At 41.4% G+C, this 26511-nt stretch carries 24 protein-coding genes and 1 riboswitch; of the genes, 16 read left to right on the top strand and 8 right to left on the bottom strand.

Features of this window, described 5'->3' with window-relative positions; translation table 11 throughout:
- The 3 genes from H6G59_RS16375 to H6G59_RS16365 form a co-directional block, all read left to right on the top strand.
- Positions 1 to 489: photosynthetic reaction center family protein (locus H6G59_RS16375; RefSeq protein ID WP_479686172.1), on the top strand; the 489-nt coding region annotated here is incomplete at its 5' end.
- Positions 490 to 824: 335 nt separating this feature from the next.
- A complete protein-coding gene (locus H6G59_RS16370) occupies positions 825 to 3014 on the top strand; it encodes an HAD-IIB family hydrolase (RefSeq protein WP_190716210.1) in 2190 nt (729 codons plus the stop codon).
- Between the two features lie 208 nt (positions 3015 to 3222).
- Positions 3223 to 3819, top strand: coding sequence for a hypothetical protein (locus tag H6G59_RS16365; RefSeq protein WP_190716208.1), 597 nt, complete (start codon positions 3223 to 3225; stop codon positions 3817 to 3819).
- Between the two features lie 76 nt (positions 3820 to 3895).
- On the opposite strand, the gene H6G59_RS16360 is transcribed toward H6G59_RS16365, so the two are convergent.
- On the bottom strand, positions 3896 to 4327 hold the full coding sequence (locus H6G59_RS16360) for a hypothetical protein (RefSeq protein WP_190716206.1): 432 nt from the start codon (positions 4325 to 4327) through the stop codon (positions 3896 to 3898).
- Between the two features lie 285 nt (positions 4328 to 4612).
- On the opposite strand from H6G59_RS16360, the gene psbQ reads away from it, so the two are divergent.
- Together psbQ and H6G59_RS16350 are read left to right on the top strand one after the other, a co-directional pair.
- Entirely contained in the window at positions 4613 to 5065 is a 453-nt protein-coding gene (gene psbQ, locus H6G59_RS16355) for a photosystem II protein PsbQ (protein ID WP_190716204.1), read from the top strand.
- 280 nt (positions 5066 to 5345) lie between these two features.
- Positions 5346 to 6488: an NAD(P)/FAD-dependent oxidoreductase gene (locus tag H6G59_RS16350; protein WP_190716202.1), complete on the top strand. Its 1143-nt coding sequence runs from the start codon at positions 5346 to 5348 to the stop codon at positions 6486 to 6488.
- Between the two features lie 287 nt (positions 6489 to 6775).
- Here H6G59_RS16350 and H6G59_RS16345 read toward each other — a convergent pair whose 3' ends face one another.
- A complete protein-coding gene (locus H6G59_RS16345; RefSeq protein ID WP_190716200.1) occupies positions 6776 to 7951 on the bottom strand; it encodes an RNA-guided endonuclease InsQ/TnpB family protein in 1176 nt (391 codons plus the stop codon).
- A gap of 105 nt (positions 7952 to 8056) precedes the next feature.
- On the opposite strand from H6G59_RS16345, the gene H6G59_RS27625 reads away from it, so the two are divergent.
- Positions 8057 to 8179, top strand: a complete 123-nt coding sequence (locus tag H6G59_RS27625) for a hypothetical protein (RefSeq protein WP_256376162.1) — start codon at positions 8057 to 8059, stop codon at positions 8177 to 8179.
- 152 nt (positions 8180 to 8331) lie between these two features.
- On the opposite strand, the gene aroA is transcribed toward H6G59_RS27625, so the two are convergent.
- Complete coding sequence (gene aroA, locus H6G59_RS16340) at positions 8332 to 9681, bottom strand: 3-phosphoshikimate 1-carboxyvinyltransferase (RefSeq protein WP_190716198.1); 1350 nt, start codon at positions 9679 to 9681, stop codon at positions 8332 to 8334.
- Positions 9682 to 10040: 359 nt separating this feature from the next.
- Between aroA and H6G59_RS16335 the strand changes: the two genes are divergently transcribed.
- On the top strand, positions 10041 to 10556 hold the full coding sequence (locus H6G59_RS16335) for a hypothetical protein (RefSeq protein ID WP_190716194.1): 516 nt from the start codon (positions 10041 to 10043) through the stop codon (positions 10554 to 10556).
- A gap of 377 nt (positions 10557 to 10933) precedes the next feature.
- Here H6G59_RS16335 and H6G59_RS16330 read toward each other — a convergent pair whose 3' ends face one another.
- Positions 10934 to 11149, bottom strand: a complete 216-nt coding sequence (locus tag H6G59_RS16330; protein ID WP_190716193.1) for a chlorophyll a/b-binding protein — start codon at positions 11147 to 11149, stop codon at positions 10934 to 10936.
- A gap of 278 nt (positions 11150 to 11427) precedes the next feature.
- On the opposite strand from H6G59_RS16330, the gene xseA reads away from it, so the two are divergent.
- The 5 genes from xseA to bioF all read left to right on the top strand — a co-directional run bounded on the left by xseA (position 11428) and on the right by bioF (position 16051).
- On the top strand, positions 11428 to 12678 hold the full coding sequence (gene xseA, locus H6G59_RS16325) for an exodeoxyribonuclease VII large subunit (protein ID WP_190716192.1): 1251 nt from the start codon (positions 11428 to 11430) through the stop codon (positions 12676 to 12678).
- Positions 12672 to 12905, top strand: coding sequence for an exodeoxyribonuclease VII small subunit (xseB, locus tag H6G59_RS16320; protein WP_190716191.1), 234 nt, complete (start codon positions 12672 to 12674; stop codon positions 12903 to 12905). Before xseA ends, xseB begins: the two co-directional genes overlap by 7 nt.
- Before the next feature lie 460 nt (positions 12906 to 13365).
- Positions 13366 to 14112, top strand: a complete 747-nt coding sequence (locus H6G59_RS16315) for a sucrose-phosphate phosphatase (protein ID WP_190716190.1) — start codon at positions 13366 to 13368, stop codon at positions 14110 to 14112.
- Complete coding sequence (gene ruvA, locus H6G59_RS16310; RefSeq protein WP_071191897.1) at positions 14109 to 14747, top strand: Holliday junction branch migration protein RuvA; 639 nt, start codon at positions 14109 to 14111, stop codon at positions 14745 to 14747. Before H6G59_RS16315 ends, ruvA begins: the two co-directional genes overlap by 4 nt.
- 134 nt (positions 14748 to 14881) lie before the next feature.
- On the top strand, positions 14882 to 16051 hold the full coding sequence (gene bioF / locus H6G59_RS16305; protein ID WP_190716189.1) for an 8-amino-7-oxononanoate synthase: 1170 nt from the start codon (positions 14882 to 14884) through the stop codon (positions 16049 to 16051).
- A 350-nt stretch (positions 16052 to 16401) separates the two neighbouring features.
- Here the strand turns inward: bioF and aspS are convergent, their stop codons facing one another.
- A complete protein-coding gene (gene aspS, locus H6G59_RS16300; RefSeq protein ID WP_190716188.1) occupies positions 16402 to 18189 on the bottom strand; it encodes an aspartate--tRNA ligase in 1788 nt (595 codons plus the stop codon).
- A 202-nt stretch (positions 18190 to 18391) separates the two neighbouring features.
- Entirely contained in the window at positions 18392 to 18589 is a 198-nt protein-coding gene (locus H6G59_RS16295; RefSeq protein WP_190716187.1) for a hypothetical protein, read from the bottom strand.
- Between the two features lie 155 nt (positions 18590 to 18744).
- On the opposite strand from H6G59_RS16295, the gene H6G59_RS16290 reads away from it, so the two are divergent.
- Both H6G59_RS16290 and H6G59_RS16285 read left to right on the top strand, forming a co-directional pair.
- On the top strand, positions 18745 to 20868 hold the full coding sequence (locus H6G59_RS16290) for a pentapeptide repeat-containing protein (RefSeq protein ID WP_190716186.1): 2124 nt from the start codon (positions 18745 to 18747) through the stop codon (positions 20866 to 20868).
- 145 nt (positions 20869 to 21013) lie between these two features.
- Entirely contained in the window at positions 21014 to 21589 is a 576-nt protein-coding gene (locus tag H6G59_RS16285; protein WP_190716185.1) for a Uma2 family endonuclease, read from the top strand.
- A gap of 44 nt (positions 21590 to 21633) precedes the next feature.
- Here the strand turns inward: H6G59_RS16285 and H6G59_RS16280 are convergent, their stop codons facing one another.
- Positions 21634 to 22035, bottom strand: coding sequence for a hypothetical protein (locus H6G59_RS16280; protein WP_190716184.1), 402 nt, complete (start codon positions 22033 to 22035; stop codon positions 21634 to 21636).
- 119 nt (positions 22036 to 22154) lie between these two features.
- Positions 22155 to 23018, bottom strand: coding sequence for a zinc metalloprotease HtpX (locus H6G59_RS16275; protein WP_190716173.1), 864 nt, complete (start codon positions 23016 to 23018; stop codon positions 22155 to 22157).
- 362 nt (positions 23019 to 23380) lie between these two features.
- Positions 23381 to 23444, top strand: a riboswitch (Fluoride riboswitch).
- 88 nt (positions 23445 to 23532) lie between these two features.
- Between H6G59_RS16275 and H6G59_RS16270 the strand changes: the two genes are divergently transcribed.
- The gene (locus H6G59_RS16270; protein ID WP_190716172.1) at positions 23533 to 25170 is read left to right on the top strand and encodes a cation:proton antiporter; all 1638 of its coding nucleotides are present in this window, start codon (positions 23533 to 23535) and stop codon (positions 25168 to 25170) included.
- A complete protein-coding gene (locus H6G59_RS16265; protein WP_190716170.1) occupies positions 25171 to 26481 on the top strand; it encodes a voltage-gated chloride channel family protein in 1311 nt (436 codons plus the stop codon).
- Positions 26482 to 26511: the final 30 nt, after the last annotated feature.

Genomic DNA, 26511 nt, shown 5'->3' with positions numbered 1-26511 from the left:
ATGTTGGGAGTAGCAGGTGTATTCGGTGGTTCCTTGTTCTCTGCAATGCACGGTTCTTTGGTAACATCTTCCTTGGTTCGTGAAACAACCGAAACCGAATCTCAAAACTACGGTTACAAATTCGGTCAAGAAGAAGAAACCTACAACATCGTTGCCGCACATGGTTACTTCGGTCGCTTGATTTTCCAATACGCATCCTTCAACAACAGCCGTTCACTTCACTTCTTCTTGGCTGCTTGGCCAGTAGTTGGAATCTGGTTCACCGCTTTGGGCGTAAGCACAATGGCGTTCAACTTGAACGGTTTCAACTTCAACCAATCAATCATTGATTCTCAAGGTCGTGTAATTGGTACTTGGGCTGATGTAATCAACCGCGCTAACTTGGGTATGGAAGTAATGCACGAGCGTAACGCTCACAACTTCCCCTTAGACTTGGCTGCTGGTGATGTTGCTCCTGTTGCTCTCACTGCACCTGCAATCAACGGTTAATCTTTACACAAGAGGCTTGGTTAACCAAGTCTAATTAATAAAAAAGCGTCTTCTGTTAGCAGAAGGCGCTTTTTTTATTATCTACTTATCTGCGTTTCCAATTGCTAGAGATAAAAGGTTGACCGATGTATCTTCACACTGGTAACTCAGTTAATTGCTATGAACTGAAAAACCATAAATTTTCCGAATTTTTTATAGATTCAGATACTTTAAAAAAAGTGTTAAACTGCTCAACCTACCTGTATGATGGATGTTTCACATATAACAGTCAAGTCCATTCAGTATAAAAAGGCTAAAGATAGCCTGCAATACGGTTAATTATGGAGGAAGACAAGATGTCACAAAATCCAGGGTTATACATTCTACTCGTTAGTGTTCATGGTTTAATTCGTGGTAACAATCTAGAATTAGGAAGAGATGCCGATACTGGTGGACAAACAAAATATGTAGTCGAACTTGCCTGCACATTAGCCAACAACCCCAAAGTAGAAAGAGTTGATTTAGTCACGCGGTTGGTGAATGACCCAAAAGTGAGTCCTGACTATGCTCAACCAATAGAAATTCTCTCAGACAAAGCCCAAATTATTCGTCTTGCCTGTGGTCCCCGTCGCTACCTTCGCAAAGAAGTTCTCTGGCAGCATTTAGATACCTTTGCAGATGAATTGCTCAGACACATTCGCAAAGTTGGCAGAATACCAAATGTGATTCATACACACTACGCTGATGCTGGATATGTGGGCTGTCGGGTTGCAGGCTGGTTAGGAACGCCCCTTGTACATACGGGTCACTCCCTTGGACGTGTTAAGCAGCAACGATTACTAGAACAGGGAACCAAACAAGAAGTCATTGAAGATCATTTTCATATCAGTACGCGAATTGAAGCAGAGGAAACCACACTTGGTAGTGCAGCCTTAGTTATAGCCAGTACTCATCAAGAAGTTGAGCAGCAGTACAGCGTTTATGACCACTATCAACCGCAAAGAATGGTGGTAATTCCTCCTGGTGTGGCTCTGGAGCGTTTCTACTCAGTAGGAGATGATTGGCAGAACCCACCGATTCAAAAGGAATTAGAGCGTTTTCTGAAAGAGCCGCAAAAGCCAATGATCATGGCAATTTCCCGTCCGGCTATTCGTAAAAATGTGCGTAGTCTCATCAAAGCTTATGGCGAAGATCCAGAACTGCGTAACTTAGCCAACCTAGTGATTGTACTGGGAAAACGCGAGGATATCATGACGATGGAATCAGGTCCACGCCAGGTATTTATCGAGATATTGCAATTAATAGATCGCTATGATCTTTATGGTCATATCGCTTATCCCAAACACCATAATGCTGACGATGTGCCTGACTTATATCGGCTGACGGCTAAGACAAAAGGAGTTTTCATCAATCCCGCATTGACAGAACCATTTGGACTGACTCTGATTGAGGCCAGTGCTTGCGGTGTACCGATTATTGCTACTGCTGATGGTGGTCCAAGAGATATCCTATCAGCTTGCGAGAATGGTCTGCTGATTGATCCTCTGAATATTCAAGAAATACAAGATGCATTGCGAACCACTCTGACAGATACTGAACAATGGCAACGCTGGTCTAACAATGGTTTGGTTAATGTCTGCAAACATTTCTCCTGGGATAGTCATGTAGAACAATATCTGGAGCGATTGCATTTGTTTCCCCAAAGACGAGTTCAATCTCTGCTTAGTCCGCTGAGTGAATCTCCAGCAGTTGACCATCCAGACTGGAATATACCTGATACAAACCACCTACCAACCGCTGATCGTTTCCTCGTATGCGAAATAGATAACACATTATTAGGTGATGAGGAAGCCTTGCAACAGTTGATTGAGCAAATTGGGAATAAGGGGGATACAACTGGAGTTGGGATTGCGACTGGTCGCAGCCTCGAAAGTACCTTGAGTATGTTGGAGGAATGGCGATTCCCAATGCCAGATTTGCTAATTACATCAGCAGGAAGTGAAATTTACTATGGTCCCCAAGTGGTACTAGATACAAGTTGGCAAAAACACATTGGCTACAATTGGAAATCCAAGATAATTCGTGCAGCGATGAAGGATATTCCTGGGGTTGAATTACAGCCACCAGAAGCTCAAGGCAAGTTTAAAATCAGCTATTTTGTGGATGAAGAAAAATCGCCTAGCTTCCGGGAAATTATCCGTCATCTGCGTCGCCATCAACTTCCTGTCAAGGGCATTTATAGTCATAATATGTATCTTGATTTAGTACCTATTCGCGCTTCTAAAGGAGATGCGATTCGTTATGCGGCTTTGAAATGGGGTTTACCTGTTCAACGGTTCTTGGTGGCAGGGGCATCAGGTAATGATGAATCTATGCTGGCTGGGAATACATTAGCTGTTGTGGTTGGGAATTACAGCCAAGAACTTGAAAAGCTGCGGGGCTGTCCACAGATTTATTTTGCTCAGGGGCATTATGCTTGGGGCATTTTGGAAGCGTTGAATTACTATGACTTTTTTGGTAATTTGTCGCAAACTAAGTCTGGATGAAAACCCTATTTTAACACAGATGCTGTGTATTGGTGCAGTTTCACCTCTGAGAATAACGGTATGGTTTGGAAATGGGTTGAGCATTAGCTTACCGTAGATATCGCTCCGCTGGAAAAGGGTCTATTTCCAGCGAAGTTTTACAATATTTTCTTATGTGGATATAATTATAGAAAATACTTAAAAATTAACACTTTTTTATACAAAAATTATGTCTGAGACAGTAAAAACATCAAATGAATTAACAAAATTGGCTACAGAAAAGGAAAGAGAAGAAAAACTTATGCAAGATGTTCTCCTCTTGTTAGAAAATTTAATTGATAGAGAGGAAATTACAATTAAGTTAATCTTGAACTGTCTCTACGATGTAGGAGCAACTAATCTTATTAATCAAAAGATTCAGTTTCGCACTCTCAATAGAACGCTGAAAGTAATTTCCAAAATGTCTAAACCAGCATTCAGGATGATTGCTTGGCAATGGTTTAAGAAAAATTGCCCTAACTTGATTGCTAATTGGCTGCGAAGTAAAATTGAGTTCACAAGAGTAGAAAATGTAACTGTAGAAATAGTCAGAGAAAATCAAGATGCCAATCTCAATTCTCTTTCACCGACGGAATATCAAATTTATGAAGTGAAACATCTTCGTTCCCAGGTAAAATTGCTCAGGGGTATTTTAGTTGGCGCAGTTACAGTATTAGCTGGTAGCTTTATTTGGGCAAGTTACTTGGTAGAGCGATCGCATATGAACATAGTAGAAGAACTGCAAACTCAGGTCAAAACCTTAGAGGCTAATGTTAACAAGCGGTGACATACTGCCAAGTTTCAAGGGTTTTGGGATGGTTAACCTGAATTATCGCCCCCAAATTTTTTGCTCTCCAACTAATTTAGGGCGCAGGATGTGGGTTAAATATTTCTAATATTTGTCGGCAAATCTGTTTGAGCTTTTCCCCAATTGGATCAGAAGGAACAGACTCACCCACAAAACTCCATTTTTCTATTGTTGAAAGTCGCCAAACTTGACCACGATGGTCAAATCCAGAGACTTCAATACCGATCGCTCGCTGGGATTGATTGATAGGATCTTGATAAAAACGGATTTGAATCAAAATACTGCGACTGCGCCAAGATTTGCTGATTCCCGGAAAATGAAACCCGATGTCTATGGAATCTGGATCTACTAATTCCCTTGTTTCTGGGTCATTATGCCAAGGTTTCAGATCCGATTTGGCATCAGGAAACTCCAATTTGAACAAGTTAACTACCGTGGCAATCTTGCTGGCGAGTTCAAGGTTTGTTGCCTGTTCAGATGCGTTCACGACAAAACACTCCTAATCTTGGGTCAGCTTGTGGGGGATATGAAAACAGAAAAATCGCCAGAAGGCTTATCTTATTAGTGTTTCAGCTTATCAATCCCTTGGAAATTTCGCAACTCTCAATCACCGAAACAGTGCGGAATGTGGGTTATAAGTAGTCGTGCAAACAATTTATGGTGTGGTTAGGAAATTTTCTGCAAAAACCTTTGCTGACAGAACGATAAATCACACAAGCGATCTAAAATGACACTGTAAATCGGCAAACAAACAGCAAATTTATTGGGATTTATGGTGCCTCAACGCTCTATTTTTTCATTGATTCTAGTATTATTGGCAACTTTCCTGATCAGTTGTGGCGGACCTAGTGTCGCAGCTGCACCTCCCACTTATACACCGGCGCAAGTGGCGAAAATTCAGGAATATGTTCCAGATATTCAGGTAGTGCGCGATCGCTCAGAAGAACTAAAAAGCTTGATTAAAAACGGCGAATGGATTAATGTAGGTAATTTTATCCATGGGCCAATCACAGAAGCTAGGCTGAATATGACTTATGTCATCCCCAACCTACTACCTCAAGACCAACCAAAAGCACGGCAGATCACCAGAGATTTATTGAGCCACTTGGTGAAAATTGACCAAGCTGCTACCGTCGGTAACACTAGTCTGGCTTTGAGTAACTACAAGGAAACCGTTGCAGATTTTGATAAGTTCCTGCAACTGATTCCAGAAAGCAGTAACTAAAAAGATGCGGGGATGCGGGGACACGGGGAAAGAGGGACACGGGGATCTGAGTCTCCCAGAAAAATCGAATATTTGGTAGCTAGCTTCCAATTGGTGGATCTTTTAAGCCCCCACTATATCGGAATCCCCCATCTTCCCATCTCCCCATCTCCCCATCTCCGCGTCTCCCCATCTTCTTCAGACTTTCTTAGCGTCTTCAGTCACAAAATGCTGGGGTGATGGGGTGATAGGGTTAAGGGAGAAACTCCTGACTCTTCACTCCTCACTCTTAACAAAAGTCATGAATGTAGTAATTATCGGTTGTGGTGTAGTTGGGGCGGCGATCGCCTATGAACTGAGCCAAGTTAAAGGTTTGAATATCACGGTTTTCGATAAAAACCCACCAGCACAAGGTTCTACCAGCGCTGCTCTCGGTGTGCTAATGGGCGTAATCAGCCACAAAATCAAGGGTAAAGCTTGGCAAATGCGCCAATCTAGTATCCAACGTTATGAAACTTTGATTCCTGAACTAGAAGCTGTTACAGGTCGCAAAATCCCTTATAACCGTCAGGGAATTGTCATGCTGTTGTCGGAAGACGCAGAACACCCTTTGGAAAGTGGGGTAGAAGTAATGAAAGAATGGGAGCAATTACGAGAAGTTCGTAAATCTCAAGGTTGGCAGTTAGCCGTTTGGGACAATGAACAACTCCAGAAATTCTGTCCGCAAATCAATCACCCCAAAATCATTGGTGCTGTCTATTCTCCTCAAGATCGGCAACTGAACCCCACGGCTTTAACTTTAGCTTTAGTGGATGCGGCTCAACGTAATGGGGTTAATTTTAAATTTGGTGTGAGTGTCCTTAGTAGCCCAACTCCATCATCTCAATTATTGCCGGCAGTTATTGAGCAACTTAAATCTATTGAAACTTCCGAGGGTAAAGTTACTGCTGACTGGTTTATCGTTGCTGCTGGCTTGGGTTCTACGCCACTGACTGCACAATTAAATCAAAAGGTGAATATTCGTCCGGTGCTAGGGCAAGCTTTATACCTCAGTTTAGGGCGGATTTTAGGCAATGCTGATTTTCAACCGGTGATTACTGGTAATGATGTCCATCTTGTACCTATGGGTAGTGGTGACTATTGGGTGGGTGCAACGGTGGAATTTCCCAATGAAGGCGATGAGATACCTCCCAACAAAGAATTGCTAGAATTTGTGAAAGCACAAGCGATCGCATTTTGCCCAGATTTAGCTACAGCTAAAATTCTCCGCACTTGGTCGGGTTTACGTCCCCGTCCTGAAGGTAGACCGGCACCAGTAATTGATAAGTTACCAGGTTTTAGTAATGTCCTCTTGGCTACTGGTCATTATCGCAATGGTGTTTTACTCGCACCGGCAACTGCTTTGGCTATTCGGGAAATGATATCTTCTTCAGATTCTCGATAAACAATACTTTGTGCGTAACAGCTAAAATAAACCCATAGATATCAGATGTCATCGCCAAACCCATGACTCTCACCAAAGAATTAGACTCTCCGCTTAATTAGTTATGGGTCTACTAAAAAACCGCTTTATCAGCGGTTAAGGATTTTTTGTTGAATATTTTATTTTAAGATAGTTCTTCCTTATCAAGATTAAGCATAGCAAATTCAGAGCCGGAAGTCAACATCCTCAACACGTGACATACTCCACACACTCACCAGAAAGGGAGTGTGGGCTTCTCAACGACTCCTCTATGAGGACATTGATTGAGCTTTAAGACCGTGTGTCCCACGGTTCTTGATATTTATAGCCGCGTTCAAGTCCCTACACAAACTTGTATGACATACAGGGCAATTGTGCATTCTTTGAGATAGCGGCTTTATTACCTTAGAACCACAATTAGAGCATTCTTGGCTCGTACCGTTGGGATTTACAGATACTACTTTCAAACCAGCATTTTCGGCTTTATTTGAAAGTATAGTGATGAACTGTCCCCAACCAGCATCGTTAACACTTTTAGCCAATATTGTTCTAGCGAGTCCCTTTATATTCAATTTCTCAACAGCTACTACATCATACTTTTTGAGTAAATTGTTTGCAGTTTTAAAGTGAAAATCTTTGCGGGTATCTGATACTTTTTTGTTTTGAATACCCAGTTTTTTAATAGCTTTTTTACGACGATTAGATCCTTTGTTTCTGCGAGAAACACGACGTTGTGCAGATTTTAATTTACGTTCAGCTTTACGCAAAAACTTAGGGGCTGCAATTCTTTCATCGTCTGAGGTGACAATAAAATCAATTAAACCTACATCAATACCAACAATATTATTAGCATTAAAATCAGGTTTAATTTTTGGAACTGTTTTGTCGTCAAGGCTTAGGGTTACATAATACCCGTCTGCTTTTTTAGTGACAGACACAGTTTTAATATCAAACTCATTGGGTATTTGACGATGAACAATTACTTTAATATCGCCTATTTTTGATAGCGTGATCTTATTATTAACAAAGTGATGTTGTTTGAATTGAGGAAACGTAAATGTTTTGTATTGCCCCGCACTTTTAAATCTAGGTCTACCCGATTTTTTGCCATTGCTGTCACCTTTTAGCCATCTATCAAAAGCTATTTCAACTTTCTTCGGAACTTCCTGTAGCACCTGAGAATAAATATTTTTGTACCAAGGACGATCTTTTTTAAGTTGAGTTAATGATGCTTGCTGACTAAAGCGGTTAGGCTTATCTTTCAGTTCTGGTAAATGGCAAACGAAAATGGAACATCTATCTATATAGCAACGATTCTGCTCATACCAATCAAAGCGTTGAGCAAGTTGATAATTGTACTGACACCGCAGCATATCTAGTGTTTTATCAATATTTTCTACTTGTTCTTTTGTTGGCTTTAATCGGTACTGATAAGATATTTTCATTTTATTCTTTTTTTTTCGACCTATTTATAGGATAACATAAAGGATAGCCAATGACCACCCGTTATGAAAAATAAAAGACTAAGCCTGAGAATCAGCGAAAGAAGAATGCAAATCTTGCAAACTTACGCCGCCACTAAAGATAAAACTATTACGTCTTTGGTAGAAGATTGGATAGATTCTCTTAAATCAGAAAATGTTCATTCGTCATTGACCAACGATCCTGATTGAACTGCGTTCAATTTCGCCTGTTGGTTAATTCCTCACTCACGCGCATTCATCCCACACTCCTAAGAGTGAGATGTGGGACTTCTGCTGTTTGTGTTAAAAATTGAAAATTAAAAATTGAAAAGAGTGATGCTTACGGCTCTGTTTTGGAATTGTTAACGACAAACTGCTGCTAAAGTGTGGGTGAAGTTGGGGTAAGAAATAGCCGCAGCTTCGGCGCGGTGAATGGTTGTGGTTCCGGTAGCATTGAGAGCAGCGATCGCTAAACTCATAGCGATGCGATGATCTGTATGGCTATCTACCTGAGTTCCCACCAAGGTCGTACCACCAGTAATTTCCATCCCATCTGGTAATTCGGTTATTTTAGCGCCCATTTGATTAAGCTGTTGCGCCATCACAGTAATGCGATCGCTTTCTTTAACTCGCAATTCCGCTGCATCCCGAATAATGGTAGTACCTTGGGCAAATGTCGCCGCTACAGCCAAAATAGGAATTTCATCAATTAATCTCGGTATAATATCCCCAGCAATGGTGCAGCTTTTTAACTGACTAGAACGCACCCGCAAATCTGCAACCGGTTCCCCAGCTACTTCCCGCTGATTTTCCAGTTGAATATCTGCTCCCATCATTGACAAAGCTTCTAAAATTCCCGTACGGGTAGGATTGACACCGACATTTTCCACCACCAAATCAGAACCGGGAACAATAGATCCAGCCACTAACCAAAAAGCCGCTGAACTGATATCACCAGGAACAACAACTTTTTGACCGTACAATTTTGCATTACCAGTCACCGTAACACTATTGGTTTCTGGGTCTATAGTCAATTCTGCCCCAAAAGCCCTTAACATCCTTTCGCTGTGATCCCGTGATAAAGCAGGTTCAGTGACAGTTGTTTTACCTTCGGTGTTTAAACCTGCAAGGAGAATACAGGATTTAACTTGAGCCGAAGCGATGGGAGAATGATAGTGAATAGGTTTGAGGGCTTGTCCTTGGATAGCTAAAGGTGCTAAAGAGTTACCTTTACGTCCCCAGATTTCTGCGGCCATTTGTTGTAAAGGTTTGACAACACGGGACATGGGACGCGATCGCAAAGAATCATCACCTGTAACTGTAAAAAACCGCCCTGGGTGGGAAGCTAACAGCCCTAACATCAATCTGATGGTTGTACCGGAGTTACCCGCGTTTAACACATCCACAGGTTCTTGGAAATTCCCCAGTCCAATTCCTTTTACCCGCACAAATTCTGTATTTAATTCCGAAATTTGGGCACCTAGCAATCGAAAACAGCTAGCAGTGCTGCGGGGGTCTTCACCTAAAAGCAGTCCTTGAATTTGAGTTTCACCTTCAGCGATCGCACCCAACATTAAAGCCCGGTGAGAAATAGATTTATCCCCAGGAACTTGGAGCCGACCCTGTAGAGACAGTCCAGAGGGGGGTCGCTGAATAGTCAAGTTATGAGAACTGTTTTCTTGAGTTTCTAACGTTATCACAGCAGCCGACATTAGGATACACTGGCTTCTAAATAGACTGAAAATCTTTGAGTGACTTTATTTGCTGTCACTTGGGACTTCCTCCCTAGTATCCTATCGCTTTTTGTTATCTAAAAACACTCCCTCTGTTTTGAGGCAATATTCTCAGGGCTTTCAGAAAAATATTCCCAGACTGGCTATTTGCAGAAAAAGCATCATTTTTTTGTGTTTACCTGGAGATATTAACTGTTTGCATCCGAATTTTTCTAGATTAATAAACCAGTAGATTCAGTTAATATTAAGCAGGTTTTAGCTTAAACAGCAGAAAAAGAATGCTGATTTTCTAGATCCCCTATTGTTGATTTTATTCGCTCCTCACCTTTGTTGCTCCCATGCTCACCAATCACCGCAAACCCGTGTGCTTATCGATTATTTCCACTGACCTACCAGTCTGGTCTGTGGTTGAAACTGCCGGGACGTTGTATCAAAAAGATACTGAGCGCTTTCATTTACTATTGACAGCACCACCCTTAATTAGTTGTGAAGTCGGCAGTTCTCTGAATCCAGAAGATACCCCTAGCCACAATCATCATCAAAGCCTTTATCCTCCCAGCAGTCCCAGAATTTTGTGGCTGGAGATTTCCCCTTATCGAGTAACTATGACTATGCAAGGAAATGGTCAAGTTAGTTACCGTCATTTCTGGGAAGAGGGCGTTTATGGACTTAGTCGTTATTGGTTACCAACTGAGTCATTACAACCTCACAAGCCAATACGTCTCCGCAATTTTACTAAAAGCTTGCACCTGGGCGGAAAAAGTTTACCAGAGCATTTGCGGCTGGAGTATGAATTGTGGTCAGAAAAAGTCCAACTGGGACACTATATCCTCAATTTAGAAATTCACCATTGATCATCAACGCAGGTATTGGAGTTAGGTAAATCTGTACAATTAAAAGTAACTTAGGACTCTTCTTGGAGTTGGAAAATATACGAAAGGTGGGCATTGCCCACCCTACGAGACTTAAAATTTTGCAAATATCATTTATATAGCCGTGGACAGGGTGGTTAGGACATCAATTGATAATGAAACTCTTACTACAAGGGAGTTTTACTCCTGAACCGGAGGTCTGCGAAGCGTCTCCTGACTCCTGCTATAGTATCAAGTCCGGCTAATTGCTTATCAAAAGGCTCGACTCATCCGTGCGTTAGCCCTAATGATAAGTATTTAACCGGACACAATATAAGTATGGCTACGCCACCCCAGCTATGAGCAATCAAAACGGATTCTTATAGATTGGCCAAAACACCAAAAATACCGTGTCCGGTAAATACTTCTAAGGCTATGAGAGATATAAACCCAATCATTGCTAACCGACCGTTGAGCAATTCTGCATAGGGTGTGAATCCTGTGCGATCTCCTTGTTCGTCTACATAAACCTTTGGCTCAATCGCAAAGTTGTTCAGTTTACCTTGGTCGTCAATAATAGCAGTACTTGTACGCATTGGTTTATCCTTTTTTTCTTCTATGTTAAGAACTGTAACATTAAAATTAATATTTGTAAAGTTTTTCGTAAAGTTCGCTCAATTGGAAAAAACAAGATAAATTTAGAGTGTGTACTTGAAAGCTAGTAAAATTTAAATATCAACTTGATATCAAGTTTGGGTAATTGCTTTCAAACTCCCATCTCTGCGTTAGCCTTAAGGATAAATATATCTCTGACGAGACGCTGCGCGAAGAACCGGACAGGATATGATTAGGCTTTTGCTACAAAATATCTGTAATGAATGCTGTCTCCCTAATTGCTGATTCCGCGCTTTCTGTAGCTGGTTTAACTGACTACCTACGCTTGCTGTTGGAACAAGATCAAATACTGAGACAAGTTTGGGTGATAGGTGAAGTTTCCAGCGCTAACCATCATCGCAGTGGCTTATTTTTCACTTTGCAAGATACTGATAGTACAGTGTCTATTAAATGTGTAGCCTGGAATAGCCAATTGGCAAAATTGGCACAGATACCTGTTGCTGGTGAGCAGTTAATTATCTTGGGTAGTATCCGAGTTTACCCGCAACGTGGAGAGTATCAATTAACTGTTTGGCAAGCTTTACCGGCTGGTGAGGGTTTACAAGCGTTACGCTATCAAAAACTTAAGCGTCGCTTACAGACAAAAGGTTTGTTTGAGGTAGAAAGAAAGCGATCGCTCCCGCCTCATCCTCAAATTATAGCGGTTGTCACCTCTGCTACCGCTGCTGCTTGGGGTGATATTCAAAAAACGCTCAAACACAGATATCCAGGTTTACAGGTCTTATTTTCCCCTGCTACAGTTCAAGGGGAACTCGCACCAGTATCTATAACTAAAGCCATTAAACGGGTAGAACAAGATGGACGCGCCGAAGTGCTAATTTTATCGCGGGGTGGTGGTGCAGTTGAGGAATTAGCTGGCTTTAATGATGAAAGGGTAGTCATGGCTGTGGCTAATTGCACTATTCCCGTAATTACTGGAATTGGACATCAACGTGATGAGTCGTTAACAGATTTAGTTGCTGATGTCTGCGTACATACACCAACGGCCGCAGCAGAAAAGGTTGTTCCTTCATTATCGGAATTATATACTCAACATCGGCAGCGAGTGACAAGTTTACAAGAGGCGGTGTCTAGTTCTGGGGAATTTGCTCAAAAGCAATTGCAAGAATTCAAAAATCGGTTGTGTCGGTTGGGTTTAGAGAAACAAGTTCAGCAAGAGACGCTCTTACTGAGTTGGAAACGTCAGAAATTACTACAGGTAACAAGAGGGAAATTGCAGGAATCAAGCCAGCATTTAGAAATGTTACGGCAAAAGTTGGCAAGTATTGACCCGAAAGCAGTGTTACAGCGTGGTTATGCTGTGGTGAGACAAGAAAATGGTGCGATCGCTCGTTCTGCGTCAGAATTAACTGTAGGAGAAGATTTGTTGATTCAGTTGGGGCAGGGTGAGGTTAAAGTAAAAGTTATGGAAGTTGAGGAATTGCCACAGAAGCAGAGGAAATCATGGTGAAGCGAAAGAGTGTAGCTAATTCTGATGCCGTCGCGGGAAGTTATGAAGCTAAGGTAGCAGAGATTGAGAAAATCATCACTAGGATTGAGGCAGGTGAGTTGGATTTGGCAGATGTTTTTGAGCAGTTTGCTAGTGCTGTTGAGTATTTGCGTCAATGTGAAAGTTTTTTGCAGCAGCGACAGCAGCAGGTAGATTTGTTGATTGAAACTTTGCAGGATGATAATTAAACGTTTAGCTGATATGATGTTCGCTTAATTACTTTTCAAAAAAACTCGCTGTCTGTGTCCTAAAGACTCTGCGTACCTTGGCGTTTACCACAGATCAGTCTCTGTCTTTAAAAGTAAAGTTCCCAGCCGTCTTTAATATATATCTATATAGGGGTTGCTGAGAAAGTCTTTCCGTGAGGGGATAGGAGTCAGGAGTCAGGAGACGCTTCGCAGACCTTCGGTTCAGGAGTCAGGAGTCAGGAGTCAGGAGGAGGTTCGAAAATTCCTTTCCCATCTCTGGAAATACCAAAAAATGCACACTTTTTCACGTATACCCTTCAAAACCCTTGCACTTTTTTCCTATTTATCAGCCTCAAACTTTTGATTTATCTGCGTTTTGCATTTTTTCAGCAAACCCTATATACAAGTTGCAAAAACAGCATACACTTTTTGTTGATTAACCTAACAAAAGGAGTGGGCTGTGACTAAGTTTTTATTCGTCACCGATTTAGATCATACCTTCGTAGGCGATGATCAGGCATTATTAGAATTAAGCGATCGCTTGCAAAGACACCGTGCAGAATATGGGACAAAGATAGTTTACTCTACAGGTCGCTCTCCAACTCTATATCAAGAACTCCAACTCCAAAAAAATCTCTTTTCACCAGATGCTCTGGTTCTGTCTGTGGGTACGGAAATTTATTTAGATGGTAGCAACAATCCCGATCCACAATGGTCAAGTATCCTGTCTCAAGGGTGGGATAGCCAAAAAATCTTATCTATCACTGAGCAATTCCCGGAATTAGTGTTACAACCAGATACAGAACAACGTCCTTTCAAGGTCAGCTTTTTCCTGAAGGCAGAATTGTCAGGTATATTACCACAACTTGAGTCTGAGTTGCAAAAAACTAAATTAAATATAAAGTTAATTTATAGTAGCGGAATAGACCTTGACATTTTACCCCTGACCAGCGATAAAGGTCAAGCAATGCAGTTTCTCCGTCAGAAGTGGGAATTTGCAGCCGAGCAGACTGTTGTTTGTGGCGATTCGGGTAATGATATTGCTTTATTCGCTGTAGGTAGGGAACGGGGAATCATTGTCGGAAATGCTCGTCCAGAGTTAATCCAATGGCATAATCAGAATCCTGCGGACTACCGTTACCTCGCACAAAACCGTTGTGCTGCTGGGATTATGGAAGGACTAACATATTTTGGTTTCCTAGAATGATTAGCTATCTCAAAGGTATTGTTGCTGGTGTGCAAACGGTTGGTTCTAATCGCGTCATGTTGACGTTAGAAGTAAATGGGATGGGTTACGATTTATATATTCCCCAACGTCTGGCTAACCAGTTAACATCAACTGGGGATGTGGTACAAATTTTTACCCATTACCAGATTCGGGAAGAAGTACCTTTACTCTACGGTTTTTCTTCCCCTTCAGAACGGGATTTATTTCGTCATTTGCTCAGTGTTACCGGTATTGGTGCAGCTTTAGCGATCGCACTGTTGGATACTTTAGAATTACCAGAGTTAGTCCAAGCCATTATTGCGGCTAATACTCAAATGTTAATTCAAGCTCCCGGTGTGGGCAAAAAAACCGCTGAACGCATTTGTTTAGAACTGAAAAGCAAATTGATTGAGTGGCGCAAATCAGCAGGCTTCTTCGTGGCTACAGGTGGGCCAGCACCAGGAATTTTAGAAGAAGTACAAATGACTCTTTTTGCTTTGGGATATACTGCCCATGAAGTCAGTCATGCTCTGCACGTAGTCAGCGAAAATATTGGTTTACCCAAAGATGCCTATGTGGAAGATTGGATTAAACAAGCGATCGCCCATCTGAGCAATACTGAAGCTGGGGTGTAGGAGTCAGAAGAGTACCGAGTATTGAGTACCGAGTACCGAGTACCGAGTATTGAGTACCGAATGGTTTTAGCTTTGAATTGAGATTCTGTACCTCATTTATTTGCAATCTGCTGTAATACATCAAGTTCTGAGTAATGAATCATAATCCTTATGCTTGGATAGAGGAATCTCTGGCAACTATACATCAGGCTAACTGGTATCGTTCAGTACAGACAATTCACAGTCGTCCCGGTGCAAAAGTGCTATTATCTGGGCAAGAGGTAATTAATTTTGCCAGCAATGACTATTTGGGACTAGCAGCAGATGAACGCTTACAAACAGCCGCTATTGCTGCGATTCAAGAATTTGGAACTGGTAGCACAGGTTCTCGATTACTCAGTGGAAATAGAGAATTACACAGAGATTTAGAACAAGGGATAGCATCTACTAAACAAACAGAAGAAGCAGTAGTATTTAGTTCTGGTTATTTAGCTAATATCGGTGCAATTACTGCCTTAGTCGGTAAACGAGATTTAATCTTATCTGATCAATATAATCATTCTAGTTTAAAAAGCGGGGCGATTCTCAGCGGGGCTACTATTCTTAAATATCCGCATAATAGTACTGCATTACTAGTAGAAAAATTACAAGAACAACGCCACAACTACAGACGCTGCTTACTGATTACAGATAGCGTCTTCAGCATGGACGGTGATTTATGTCCCTTACCAGAATTACTAGATATAGCTGAAGAATTTAATTGTATGCTGTTATTAGATGAGGCGCACGCTACTGGAGTCATGGGTAAAACTGGTGCTGGCTGTGTGGAACATTTCGGCTGTACAGGTAGAGAATTAATTCAAATTGGGACTTTAAGTAAAGCTTTGGGTAGTTTAGGGGGATATGTAGCCGCAAGTAACGCCCTCATTGACTTTTTGCGAAATCGCGCCCCCAGTTGGATTTATACCACTGCTCTTTCACCAGCAGACACAGCAGCAGCTTTAGCAGCAATTAAAATAGTACAACAAGAACCCCAACGCCGTCAGCAATTGTGGCAGAATGTTGATTACTTGAAACATTTGATCAAAGAGTATTTACCTAATTTAAAATTATTACCTACAGAATCAGCGATATTATGTTTTCAATTATCTGATGCAGCGACAGCGTTAAAAGCGGGGAAGCAGTTAAGAGAAGCGGGTATTTTTGCACCTGCAATTCGTCCTCCTACAGTCCCCACAAGTCGGATTAGAATATCAGTAATGGCGACACATGAAAAAGAGCATATTGAGAAATTGGTGGAAGTTTTGAAATCAATGCAATTATAGCCAGAGGCGGAGATGGGGAGATGGGGAGATGGGGAGATGGGGAGATGGGGAGATGGGGAGATGGGGAGATGGGGAGTTTGTTTGAACAGCAATTAGCGGGACTTACAGCGATTTTCGGGTAAATGAACTACATTTTTTTGTCTCACGCAGAGGAGGCAGTGCGTTGCGCGGGTTTCCCGCGTTGTAGCAACTGGCGTAGCGCAAAGGCGCAAAGAGGAATCAAGAGTGTGGTCTAATATCATGTTCGCTTAATTACTTATCAAAAAAGCTCTCCGCGTCCCCGTGTCTTCACCTCCCCGTGTCCCCGCGCGGTTCCTTAATGATAAGTCTTTAACCAAACACGATATTACTTAGGCTTTAGGCTTGAAAGTCGAAGCAACGTGCAGTTCTTTTAATTGTTTTGCATCTACACTTGAAGGTGCATCTGTTAACAAACAACGTGCTTGTTGTGTTTTTGGAAAAGCAATGACATCACGAATTGATTCTTCTCCAGATAATAACATTACCAAACGATCTACACCGTAAGCAATACCGCCATGAGGAGGAGTTCCATATTCAAAAGCTTCTAACAAAAAGCCAAATTTACTTTGTGCTTCTTCTGGTGATAAACCAATTGCTTCAAACACCTGTTCTTGAATTTCACGTTGATAAATCCGCAGACTTCCACCACCTATTTCAAAACCATTTAATACCAAATCATAAGCTTGAGCGCGGGCGGTTTTTAAGTCGTGTAAATCATCAGGATGAGGTGCTGTGAAGGGATGGTGTAATGCTTCCAGGCGTTTTTCATCAGCATTCCATTCAAACATGGGGAAATCTGTAATCCAGAGTAAATTGAGTTTATCTGCTGGAATTAAATTAAATTCCCTGGCTACAAATTGACGGAGTCTGTCTAAAGTTTTGTTTACAGTTGCGGTATCAGCAGCTGCAAATAATAACAAATGACCGGCTTTTGCACCTGTGCGGGTTAAGATTTCCTGCTTTTGTTCTGGTGTGAGGTTATCTTTAATTGCACCGATAGTGTCAATTTCGCCATTTTCCCGAACGCGTATATATGCTAAACCTTTTGCACCGGCTTCTGCTGCTTCTTTGAAGATGTCGCCACCTGGTTTGATGCGAACATTAGAAATTGCGTCATTACCGTTAGGAATGGGGAGGATTTTGACGATACCACCGTTAGCAATAGCTTCTCGAAAAACTTTAAAACCAGAATCTTTTAAAACATCAGAAACATCAACTAATTCCAAACCGTAGCGGGTGTCTGGTTTATCGCTTCCATACTTATCCATCGCGTCAGCGTAGGTGAGACGGGGGAAGGGATGAGGTAAATCGATACCTTTAACGGTTTTGAAAATATGACAAACTAACTTTTCGTTGAGTTCAATAATTTCATTTTCAGACATGAAACTCATTTCCATGTCTAATTGTGTAAATTCTGGTTGTCTATCAGCGCGTAAATCTTCATCTCGGAAACATCGCGCAATTTGATAGTATCTATCCATACCGGATACCATCAATAATTGTTTGAAGAGTTGCGGTGATTGAGGTAAAGCAAACCATTCACCTTCATTAACGCGACTAGGAAGAATATAATCTCTTGCACCTTCGGGAGTGGAACGGGTGAGAATGGGGGTTTCGACTTCGATAAAACCTTCTAAATCTTCCAAATAGCGACGTATAGCTTTGATGACTTGATGACGCAATTGCATATTTTGCGCCATGCGATCGCGTCGCAAGTCCAAATAACGATATTTTAACCGCAATTCTTCCCGGACTGGATCGTTGTTACCACTAGCTACTTGGAATGGTAGTTGCTTGCGAATGGAGTTGAGTAATTCAATTTTATCGGCGTAGATTTCGACTTCGCCGGTGGGAATGCGGGGATTTAGGGATTCTGGGGGACGTTGGGTGACTCTGCCAGTGATAGCGACAACATATTCATTGCGTAAGGTGTTAGCCTCAGAGTAAGAATCGGGAGTACGTTGAGGATCACTGACAATTTGGACTAGCCCAGAGCGATCGCGCAAATCTAAAAATGTCACTCCTCCATGATCGCGGTAACGGTCTACCCAACCGTATAAAGTAACAGTTTCTCCAATATCTTCTTTTCGGAGTTCTCCGCAATAGTGAGTTCGCATAGTAATTAGTTCTTTTTTTCCGGGCTAGATTGGCTAGTAAATGTCAAGGCTTTCCCATTATCCAGCATCAATACTAATTCTAGTAGTTTTAGTCCCAGAAAAATCAGCCAATCTGGCAAACTGAATCTTTGGCAGTCGTTCTCTCGGAAATTTCATGTTTTTATATTTACCAATGCATACTTAGGAAGCTTGTCAACGCAGGTTAATAGACATCTCCATAAAAATCTTCATCTAATAACTGTTCTAAAGTCAAAGGAAAATCGAGGGTATATTCTGATTCATCAGGTTTTCTCACTCCTAATTTAGCATTTTTACTTTCATGGAAATGTTGTTTTTTGATTTTTTCAATAATCGTTTCTCGCCAAAGATTAAAATCTTGTTCATAGAGTTGATTATTCATAATCATCTGGGGAAAGTGAACTCTTATTTTAATTTATTTTAAAAATATTCGTCTACGAGTACCAAAAGCCAAATTTAACAAAATTTTGCCATAATCAGGAATAATACCTGCAAATATGTATAGAATCTAAGCAATAAACTCTTGCTGACGCGATTATGCCGCCAGACTACTCAGGTAAAAATCTCCGAGGGCGCTCTTTTAAAGGTCAAAACCTGACAGGAGCCAACTTTAGCAAAGCCGATATTAAAGGGACAGACTTCACCAATGCTATCCTCAAAGGTGCTGATTTTACAGGTGCTAAGGCTGGACTACAGCGACGTTGGGTAATTGGTTTACTAATATTTACGTTGCTGCTGTCAGCAATATCAGGGTTTTTCTCAATCATCATTGGTGCAATGATTGCATTTATTTTTGATACCAAAAACTCTGAAAACTTTATTGCTAAAATAGTTCTCCTAGTCATGGTGGCAGTCTTTTGTCTTGTCACTATTCGCAAGGTTTTAATAGCCTTCAAGGTGGCCGGAGCAGTAGCAGTAGCCGTAACCGTAGCCGCAGCCGCAGCCGTAGCCTTAACCACAGCCGGAATCGGAGCCTTAGTCGTAGTAGGAGCGGGATCTGTAGCCGGAGCCGGAGCCGGAGCCTTAGTCGTAGTAGGAGCGGGATCTGTAGCCGGAGCCGGAGCCTTAGTCGTAGTAGGAGCGGGATCTGCTGCCTTCAGCGTGGCAGGAGCTATAGCAGGATATATAGCCTTAGGAGTAGCTTTGGCGATAGCTTTGACGGTAGCTTTGACGGTAGCTTTGACGGTAGCCGGAATATTTGGAGCCTTCACCGGATATGGAGCCTTCGCTGGAGCCGTAGTTTTAGTGATTTGTAGTGCTTACATTGGCTGTCGTAGTTTAGCTGGAGATGAAATAGATGATTGGACTCGCTCATTAGCTATTGCCTTTGCTGCTACAGGTGGCACAAGTTTTCGTGGTGCTGATTTAACTGATGCTGATTTTACTGGTGCAACCCTGAAAAACACAGATTTCAGAAAAGCAAATCTAACGCGCACTCGTTTTTATGAAGCCAAAAAACTTGATTTTTCTAGACCAGGTAATACTATACTGAGTAACCCCACCGTTCTCAATTTGCTCATTACTCTAAATGGTAGAAATAAATCTTATGCCGGAGCTAACCTCAGAGGTGCAAACCTGATAGGTGCAGATTTGAAAGAGGCGAATTTAAAAGATGTTGATATTATTGAAGCCACTTTCCAAGGCGCTTGTTTAGAATGGGCAAATCTGACTCTTGCTCAAGCCGTCGGGACTAATTTCACCAAGGCTCAAATGACAGGTGCTTGTCTGGAAGCTTGGAATATTGAAAGTACAACTAAGTTAGATAATGTAGATTGTCGCTTTGTTTATCTTTTAGAAGATCGCAAACCCGTAACAGATAACCGTGAACGCCGTCCTAGTAGTGGGGAATTTCAACCAGGAGAATTTAGCAAATTATTTGAGGAGGTTTTAAATACTGTTGATTTAATTTTCCGCGACGGTATTGACTGGAAAGCTTTTGTTAATGCTTTTGGCAAGGTGCAGAACCAAAATGAAGATACAGAATTATCTATCCAGAGTATTGAAAATAAAGGTGATGGGGTAGTTGTCGTTAAGGTGAATGCACCTGAAGGGGCTGATAAAGAAAAGATTCATAGCGATTTTACTCAAAATTATCAATTAGCATTAGCAGCAGTAGAAGAAAAATATAAAGCACTTTTACAAGCCAAAGATAATGAGATAGTTATTTATCGTCAACAAAGTGCTGATATGAAAGAAATTACTAGCTTGTTAGCAAATAAACCTATAAATGTTCAAGTTGACAACAAAGTGGAGAATAAAAATATGACTAACAGTAATGATTCCAGTCGTAAAGTTGAAATTGGTAGTGTTGGTAGAGATTTGAATGGCATAATTAGTTTAGATCAAATTAGCGGTGTGGTGACAAATACCATTAGCAATTTACCACCTTCATCCGAACCAGAGAAACCGGGAATTAAGGAAATTTTGACACAACTGCAAACAGCAATTGAGGCTGATACTGATTTAACACCAAAAGATAAAGAAAAGGCACTCAAGCAAGTAAAAGCTTTAGCAGAAGCAGCACAAAATCCTCAAGAAAAACAAGATTTAGCAGATACAGCAATTACAATGTTAAAGGGTATTCTCATGAGTGTACCCACATTGCTAGAAGAATGCAGTAAGCTTTTTCCGCTAATTTCTGGTTTTCTGGGTTTAGGTTAAAAATGCCGATATGATGGGAGGTAGAACCTCCTGGAGAGCATTCCCAGTCTCTAACTGGGAACGAGGATTTTAATTCCGGTTCCCCCCTTTTTAAGGGGGGTTAGGGGGGATCAAAACATGATGATATAGTCACGAGGTATGAATCATGACTTCTGTAACTTTACAAATACCAAAATCATTAAAATTCACAGATGATGAATTTGTGGAAATAGTTGATGCTAATAAAGATTTACGTTTAGAATTATCATCTGAAGGGGAATTAGTTGTTATGTCACCAACGGGAGGAGAAACCGGAAATCGCAATTTTGAAATGTATATTGATTTAGGATTTTGGAATCGAACAAATAATTTAGGAAAAGCTTTTGATTCTTCCACCGGGTTTAAATTACCAAAGGGTGGTACTCGTTCCCCCGATGTGTCTTGGATAAAAATAGAAAGATGGAATGCACTCACACCAGAACAAAGAAAAAAGTTTCTGCCTTTATGTCCTGATTTTGTGATTGAATTAGTTTCGGAAAGCGATGATTTAGCAGATACGCAAGCAAAAATGCGAGAGTATATTAATAATGGTTTGCGTTTAGGTTGGTTAATTAATCCTCAAGATAAACAAGTAGAAATTTATCGCCAAAATCAAGAAGTAGAAGTTTTACAATCTCCGACAAGTTTATCTGGAGAGGATGTATTACCCGGTTTGGTTTTAGATTTACAACCAATTTTTTGATGAGGGATACAGTCATCCTACTATATCCCTACATATTGTGATGATTAATCTTGAGGACGAGGGGCGTTAAAGGCTTCCCAGGCGGCTTTAGCGGCATTTTGGCAGCGATCGCTAAAATCTGCGATATCTTTAGACAGTAAGTACCAATTTCTTTCCAATTCTTCTTGAATTCTCGCCCAAGAATATTCTAAGCGATTCCTACGGAGCGCTTCGCTAGCGCGTTCAATGAGTTTGTCTCTTTCAATTACTTCCCGTGCTTGACGCACAGCATTTAAATAGGTTTCACGGGTGAGAGTACCAGCAGATTCAGCTTCAGCTTGGGCGCGTTTTTTAATCGCTTCCAATAGTGCTGTAGTTTCCTGCTTAACTTCATCGGTGTGTCCGTTTTCCCTGGTTTCAAGACTAATTTCTACGATTTCTATAGATTCGATGTTGTTAGTAGTCATGGTTGCCACATCCTGTTGGTAAAGTTTACTTGCGGATGAACATTGCACCTATAATGATCATAATTTGGTCATTAGTTAATTGGGGATTTGCCAAGATACTTATGACCAAAGACAGATTATCAACGACTAATAAGTTGGCCTTCTAATTGAAGTAACGCTGCCACACGCGCTTCAGTGGCTGGGTGACTAGAGAAAAGATTCCCCAAAAACTGTCCAGAAATGGGATGAATAATTAATAATGGTTCAAAAGCTGGATTAGCATTCAAAGGCATTTGTTTGGCTATAGATTCTAACCGTTGCAACGCCCTAGCTAAAGCGCGGGGATTACCTGTTAATTTAGCAGCACCAGCATCAGCAGAAAATTCTCTGGTGCGGGATATTGCTAACTGAATAATTGTCGCTGCTATGGGTGCAAGCATGACTGTTGCCAGCACTCCTAAAGGATTTCCGCCTCTTTCATTATCCCGTGAACCGCCACCAAACCAGAGGCTATAACTCAACATTTGTGCAAGGAAAGAAATCGCACCGGCGACAGTTGCAGCAACTGCTTGAGTTAAGGTATCACGATTAATAATGTGGGTAAGTTCATGAGCAATCACACCTTCTAATTCTTCCTCTGGGAGGATGTTCAAAATCCCTTCAGTGACAGCTACAGCAGCGTGTTCTGGATCTCTTCCTGTAGCGAAAGCGTTGGCAGTTTGTCCAGGAACAATGTAAACTCCTGGCATGGGGATATTAGCACGGGCTGATAGTCTTTCTACCATGCGATAAAGTCCTGGTGCTTGGGCTTCGCTAACAGGTTGGGCATGATAAACAGCTAAGGCAATTTTATCAGATTGATACCAAGAAAACAGGTTAGTAACTGCTGCTAACCCAATGCCTATGATCAAACCTCCCGTACCACCAATCACCCAATAACTAATTGCTATCAATAAGCCACTCAGAGTAGCCAGTAACATAGCGGTTTTCAGTTGATTTCCCATATTGATAACTCTCCTACTTATGCTGTGTTAATTTGTTTAACTTAGTTTGGAAAACAGCATCTTTTTAGCCACTCCTTGATTGTATCGAGTTCAACTTTGAGGTACAGTGATGAAAACCTGTTATTGGAGTACGGTTTTCTCGCTGATAATTGGAAAACATCAACGAATTAGGCATATAAATGTGGATACAGCAGATTGCAGATCAATGAGGTACAGAATCAAAATTGAAACCTATACACCAAGCCAGTTTTACTCCTGAACCGGAGGTCTGCGTAGCGTCTCCTGAACCGGAGGTCTGCGTAGCGTCTCCTGACTCCTGAATTCTGCTTTAACTAAAGACAAAATGATGTAGTGTAGATAAAGATATTAACGGCGATGGAACTCGCCAAAACCGCCTTTTGAAAGGCTGATAGTTCCTACTTTTCCGACTGGCTGCGGGAGAGTAGGCTATGGCTAAAACCTAACTCCCCTGTAGAAAGTATCTATCTACAAATCGCACTTTCAGGAGTTAGGAATGTTATTCAGTATAATTTGGATTTTATTGATGGGCTATTTTAGCGGACAAATTGCCCGTCGTTTAGGCACTCCGCCGTTACTGGGGATGATTTTGGTGGGGATTTTACTTGGTTCTCAAGTAGGGAATGTTATCAGCACAGATGTGTTAAATGCTGCCGATGAGTTAAGAACTGTGGCAGTAATGATTATTTTGATGAAAGCTGGGCTAGGGTTAGATAGAGAAAAACTGGCTCAACAGGGAACTGTGGCGCTGCGTTTGGGTTTTTTACCTGCGACTACGGAAGCGATCGCTATTTCCCTCGCTTCTATGGTAATTTTTCAGTTAGACTTTCCCACTGGCTTGCTGTTAGGCTGTGTAATTGGCGCTGAATCTCCCGCTGTAATCGTTCCAGGAATGCTGAGACTAAAAAGTTTAGGTTGGGGTGTCACCAAAGGTATTCCCGATGCAATTTTAACTGGTAGCGCTTTATCTGATGTCTTGCTGTTATTAGTTTTTAGCCTTTTACTAAGTTTTTTGGGTAAAGGAGGAGTTGAACAAATTACGCTGTTTGGGAGTTTGACTTTAAATGCGCTGCAATTACTCCCACTGCAAATTATCATGCAGATATGCTTGGGGTTGTTGTTGGGTTACTTAGCAGCAAAGTTGTTAGTTTCTCTATTAACCACACAAAATTGGACTCAAAATGCCGTTCAAGATACGATTATTGCGGCTGGGTTAGCTTTGTTGTTGGTAATTGTCGCTCATATCCTACCTTACTTTTCCGGTTATTTAGCGACAATGGCCTTAGGATTTTTCTTAATTGAATTAGATGCACCTTTAGCGCGACGCTTGCGGGGTGGGTTTGATAGTTTATGGGTAGTAGCTGAGATTTTCCTGTTTGTGTTGTTGGGTGCAAGTATTCAACTGCAAGTATTGGGTAATATACTGTTACCCGGCCTGTTAATTCTGGCCATTGGTTTATTTATCGGGCGCACGGTAGGCTGGTATTTATCGACTTTAGGTAGTAATTGGAATTGGCGCGAAAGACTGTTTTTACTACCAGGAAACTCAGCGAAAGCCACTGTACAAGCGGCGATTGGGGCGATTCCCCTAGCGCAAGGAATAGAAGGAGGAGAGATCATTTTAGCGATCGCTGCCCTTTCGATTATAACCACTGCACCAATAGGGGCTTGGGCAACTATGGCTTTTGCACCCAAATTATTAACCAGGGGAGAAGTAGATCCCACAAAGGTTACAGTTGCTACCCATACCCTGTTACTCGCAGCGGTGGATACCTCAGATTTAGCGACAGAAGTCTTGACAAAGGTAGCAGATTTAGCCCGTCGGAGTCATGGAGATGCGATCGTTTTACACGTAGTTAACACCGCAAACGAGCAAGCTATTCAACAATTACAGCAACAAACTAAAAAGCTGCTATCAGATATTAAATATGAGTTTTTAACCGTTACCGGCGCAGTTCCCGAAGAAATTATTCGCATCGCCCAAGAGTATCATGTCACTGCAATTGTCATGGGAAAACGCGGACATCAACCTTGGGAACAAGTGCTGATTGGTTCAGTATCCCAAGCAGTATTAGAAGCAAGTCCCATACCTGTAATCTTGCTGGAGAATCGTAAAAATATCTCTTTTAAGTAAATGAAATACCTGCATCAATTTGAAATATTTACTGCCTTACCTCATCTAATTAAGTGGTTGCCCATTTCCTTTGTAATTGGCATATTTGCTGGCACTGCTTCTGCTGCTCTTTTAGCATCATTAGAATGGGCAACAGATTGGCGCGAAGCTCATAAGTGGATTATCGTATTGCTGCCATTAGCTGGCTTCTTGAGCGGTTTAATTTACCATCGATTTGGTCAGACTGTAGAAGCAGGAAATAATCTTTTACTGGAAGAAATCCATAATCCTAAAGATATAATTCCCTTTCGCATGGCTCCTCTAGTTCTACTAGGAGCAGACATTACTCATTTATTTGGTGGTTCAGCCGGACGCGAAGGTACAGCATTGCAAATGGGGGCTTCTCTGGCAGATCAGTTAACTAAAATATGGCACTTTAAAGGAGCAAGTCGGCGAATTTTGCTAACAGCAGGTATCAGCGGCGGATTTGCTTCAGTTTTCGGTACTCCTTTAGCTGGAACCTTGTTTGGTTTGGAAGTTTTAGCAATTGGTAAAATTCATTATGATGCTCTTTTCCCCTCATTAATTGCAGCGATTGTTGGGAATCAAGTAACTTTGCTATGGGGTTTACATCATACAGCATACCGACACGCTCCAATTATTCCCTCAATTACAATTTTGGGGTTTATATCTGCGATTATTGCCGGCGCAATTTTTGGAATTGTGGCGAGACTTTTTGCTCATTTAACACATAAAATCAATCATTTATTTAAAGTCAAGATATCCTATCCCCCAATGCGTCCATTAATTGGTGGTGCAATGATAGCCGCAATTGTTGGTTTGAGTGGTACAACTAAATATATTGGACTTGGTATTCCAACTATCGTCGATTCTTTTTACACTCAGTTACCTCCTGGGGATTTTGCAGCCAAATTGTGTCTTACTGCTTTAACTTTAGGTGCAGGTTTTAAAGGAGGGGAAGTGACACCGCTGTTTTTTATTGGTGCAACTTTAGGTAATGCTTTATCGTTACTTTTAGCGCTACCCACACCACTATTAGCCGGAATGGGATTTGTCGGTGTGTTTGCTGGTGCAGCGAATACACCTATAGCTTCCACCTTAATGGGAATTGAACTCTTTGGACTGGAATCGGGTGTATATATTGGTATTGGCTGTGTGGTGAGTTATTTATTTTCAGGACATTCAGGAATTTACACTGCACAGCGTATTGGTTTGAATAAATATTCTTCTGTGCATTTGGAAGAAGGGCTGACTGTGGCTACTTATAAACAGGTAAAATCTGAACAATCTGATGATATTAAAGATGAGTAAGTAATGTGAAAAATATTAAAATTAGCTCAT

It is taken from the genome of Anabaena lutea FACHB-196 (genome assembly GCF_014698305.1).
Taxonomy (GTDB): Bacteria; Cyanobacteriota; Cyanobacteriia; order Cyanobacteriales; family Nostocaceae; genus Anabaena; species Anabaena lutea.
This window is presented reverse-complemented; position numbering and strand designations above follow the sequence as displayed.

What these genes read in the sequence shown, in the direction of transcription:
- H6G59_RS16370 (WP_190716210.1), top strand. Translation starts at nt 825, where the DNA reads ATGTCACAAAATCCAGGGTTATACATTCTACTCGTTAGTGTTCATGGT.
- H6G59_RS16365 (WP_190716208.1), top strand. Translation starts at nt 3,223, where the DNA reads ATGTCTGAGACAGTAAAAACATCAAATGAATTAACAAAATTGGCTACA.
- psbQ (WP_190716204.1), top strand. Translation starts at nt 4,613, where the DNA reads ATGGTGCCTCAACGCTCTATTTTTTCATTGATTCTAGTATTATTGGCA.
- H6G59_RS16350 (WP_190716202.1), top strand. Translation starts at nt 5,346, where the DNA reads ATGAATGTAGTAATTATCGGTTGTGGTGTAGTTGGGGCGGCGATCGCC.
- H6G59_RS16345 (WP_190716200.1), bottom strand. Translation starts at nt 7,951, where the DNA reads ATGAAAATATCTTATCAGTACCGATTAAAGCCAACAAAAGAACAAGTA.
- H6G59_RS27625 (WP_256376162.1), top strand. Translation starts at nt 8,057, where the DNA reads ATGCAAATCTTGCAAACTTACGCCGCCACTAAAGATAAAACTATTACG.
- aroA (WP_190716198.1), bottom strand. Translation starts at nt 9,681, where the DNA reads ATGTCGGCTGCTGTGATAACGTTAGAAACTCAAGAAAACAGTTCTCAT.
- H6G59_RS16335 (WP_190716194.1), top strand. Translation starts at nt 10,041, where the DNA reads ATGCTCACCAATCACCGCAAACCCGTGTGCTTATCGATTATTTCCACT.
- H6G59_RS16330 (WP_190716193.1), bottom strand. Translation starts at nt 11,149, where the DNA reads ATGCGTACAAGTACTGCTATTATTGACGACCAAGGTAAACTGAACAAC.
- xseA (WP_190716192.1), top strand. Translation starts at nt 11,428, where the DNA reads ATGAATGCTGTCTCCCTAATTGCTGATTCCGCGCTTTCTGTAGCTGGT.
- xseB (WP_190716191.1), top strand. Translation starts at nt 12,672, where the DNA reads ATGGTGAAGCGAAAGAGTGTAGCTAATTCTGATGCCGTCGCGGGAAGT.
- ruvA (WP_071191897.1), top strand. Translation starts at nt 14,109, where the DNA reads ATGATTAGCTATCTCAAAGGTATTGTTGCTGGTGTGCAAACGGTTGGT.
- bioF (WP_190716189.1), top strand. Translation starts at nt 14,882, where the DNA reads ATGAATCATAATCCTTATGCTTGGATAGAGGAATCTCTGGCAACTATA.
- aspS (WP_190716188.1), bottom strand. Translation starts at nt 18,189, where the DNA reads ATGCGAACTCACTATTGCGGAGAACTCCGAAAAGAAGATATTGGAGAA.
- H6G59_RS16295 (WP_190716187.1), bottom strand. Translation starts at nt 18,589, where the DNA reads ATGAATAATCAACTCTATGAACAAGATTTTAATCTTTGGCGAGAAACG.
- H6G59_RS16290 (WP_190716186.1), top strand. Translation starts at nt 18,745, where the DNA reads ATGCCGCCAGACTACTCAGGTAAAAATCTCCGAGGGCGCTCTTTTAAA.
- H6G59_RS16285 (WP_190716185.1), top strand. Translation starts at nt 21,014, where the DNA reads ATGACTTCTGTAACTTTACAAATACCAAAATCATTAAAATTCACAGAT.
- H6G59_RS16280 (WP_190716184.1), bottom strand. Translation starts at nt 22,035, where the DNA reads ATGACTACTAACAACATCGAATCTATAGAAATCGTAGAAATTAGTCTT.
- H6G59_RS16275 (WP_190716173.1), bottom strand. Translation starts at nt 23,018, where the DNA reads ATGGGAAATCAACTGAAAACCGCTATGTTACTGGCTACTCTGAGTGGC.
- H6G59_RS16270 (WP_190716172.1), top strand. Translation starts at nt 23,533, where the DNA reads ATGTTATTCAGTATAATTTGGATTTTATTGATGGGCTATTTTAGCGGA.
- H6G59_RS16265 (WP_190716170.1), top strand. Translation starts at nt 25,171, where the DNA reads ATGAAATACCTGCATCAATTTGAAATATTTACTGCCTTACCTCATCTA.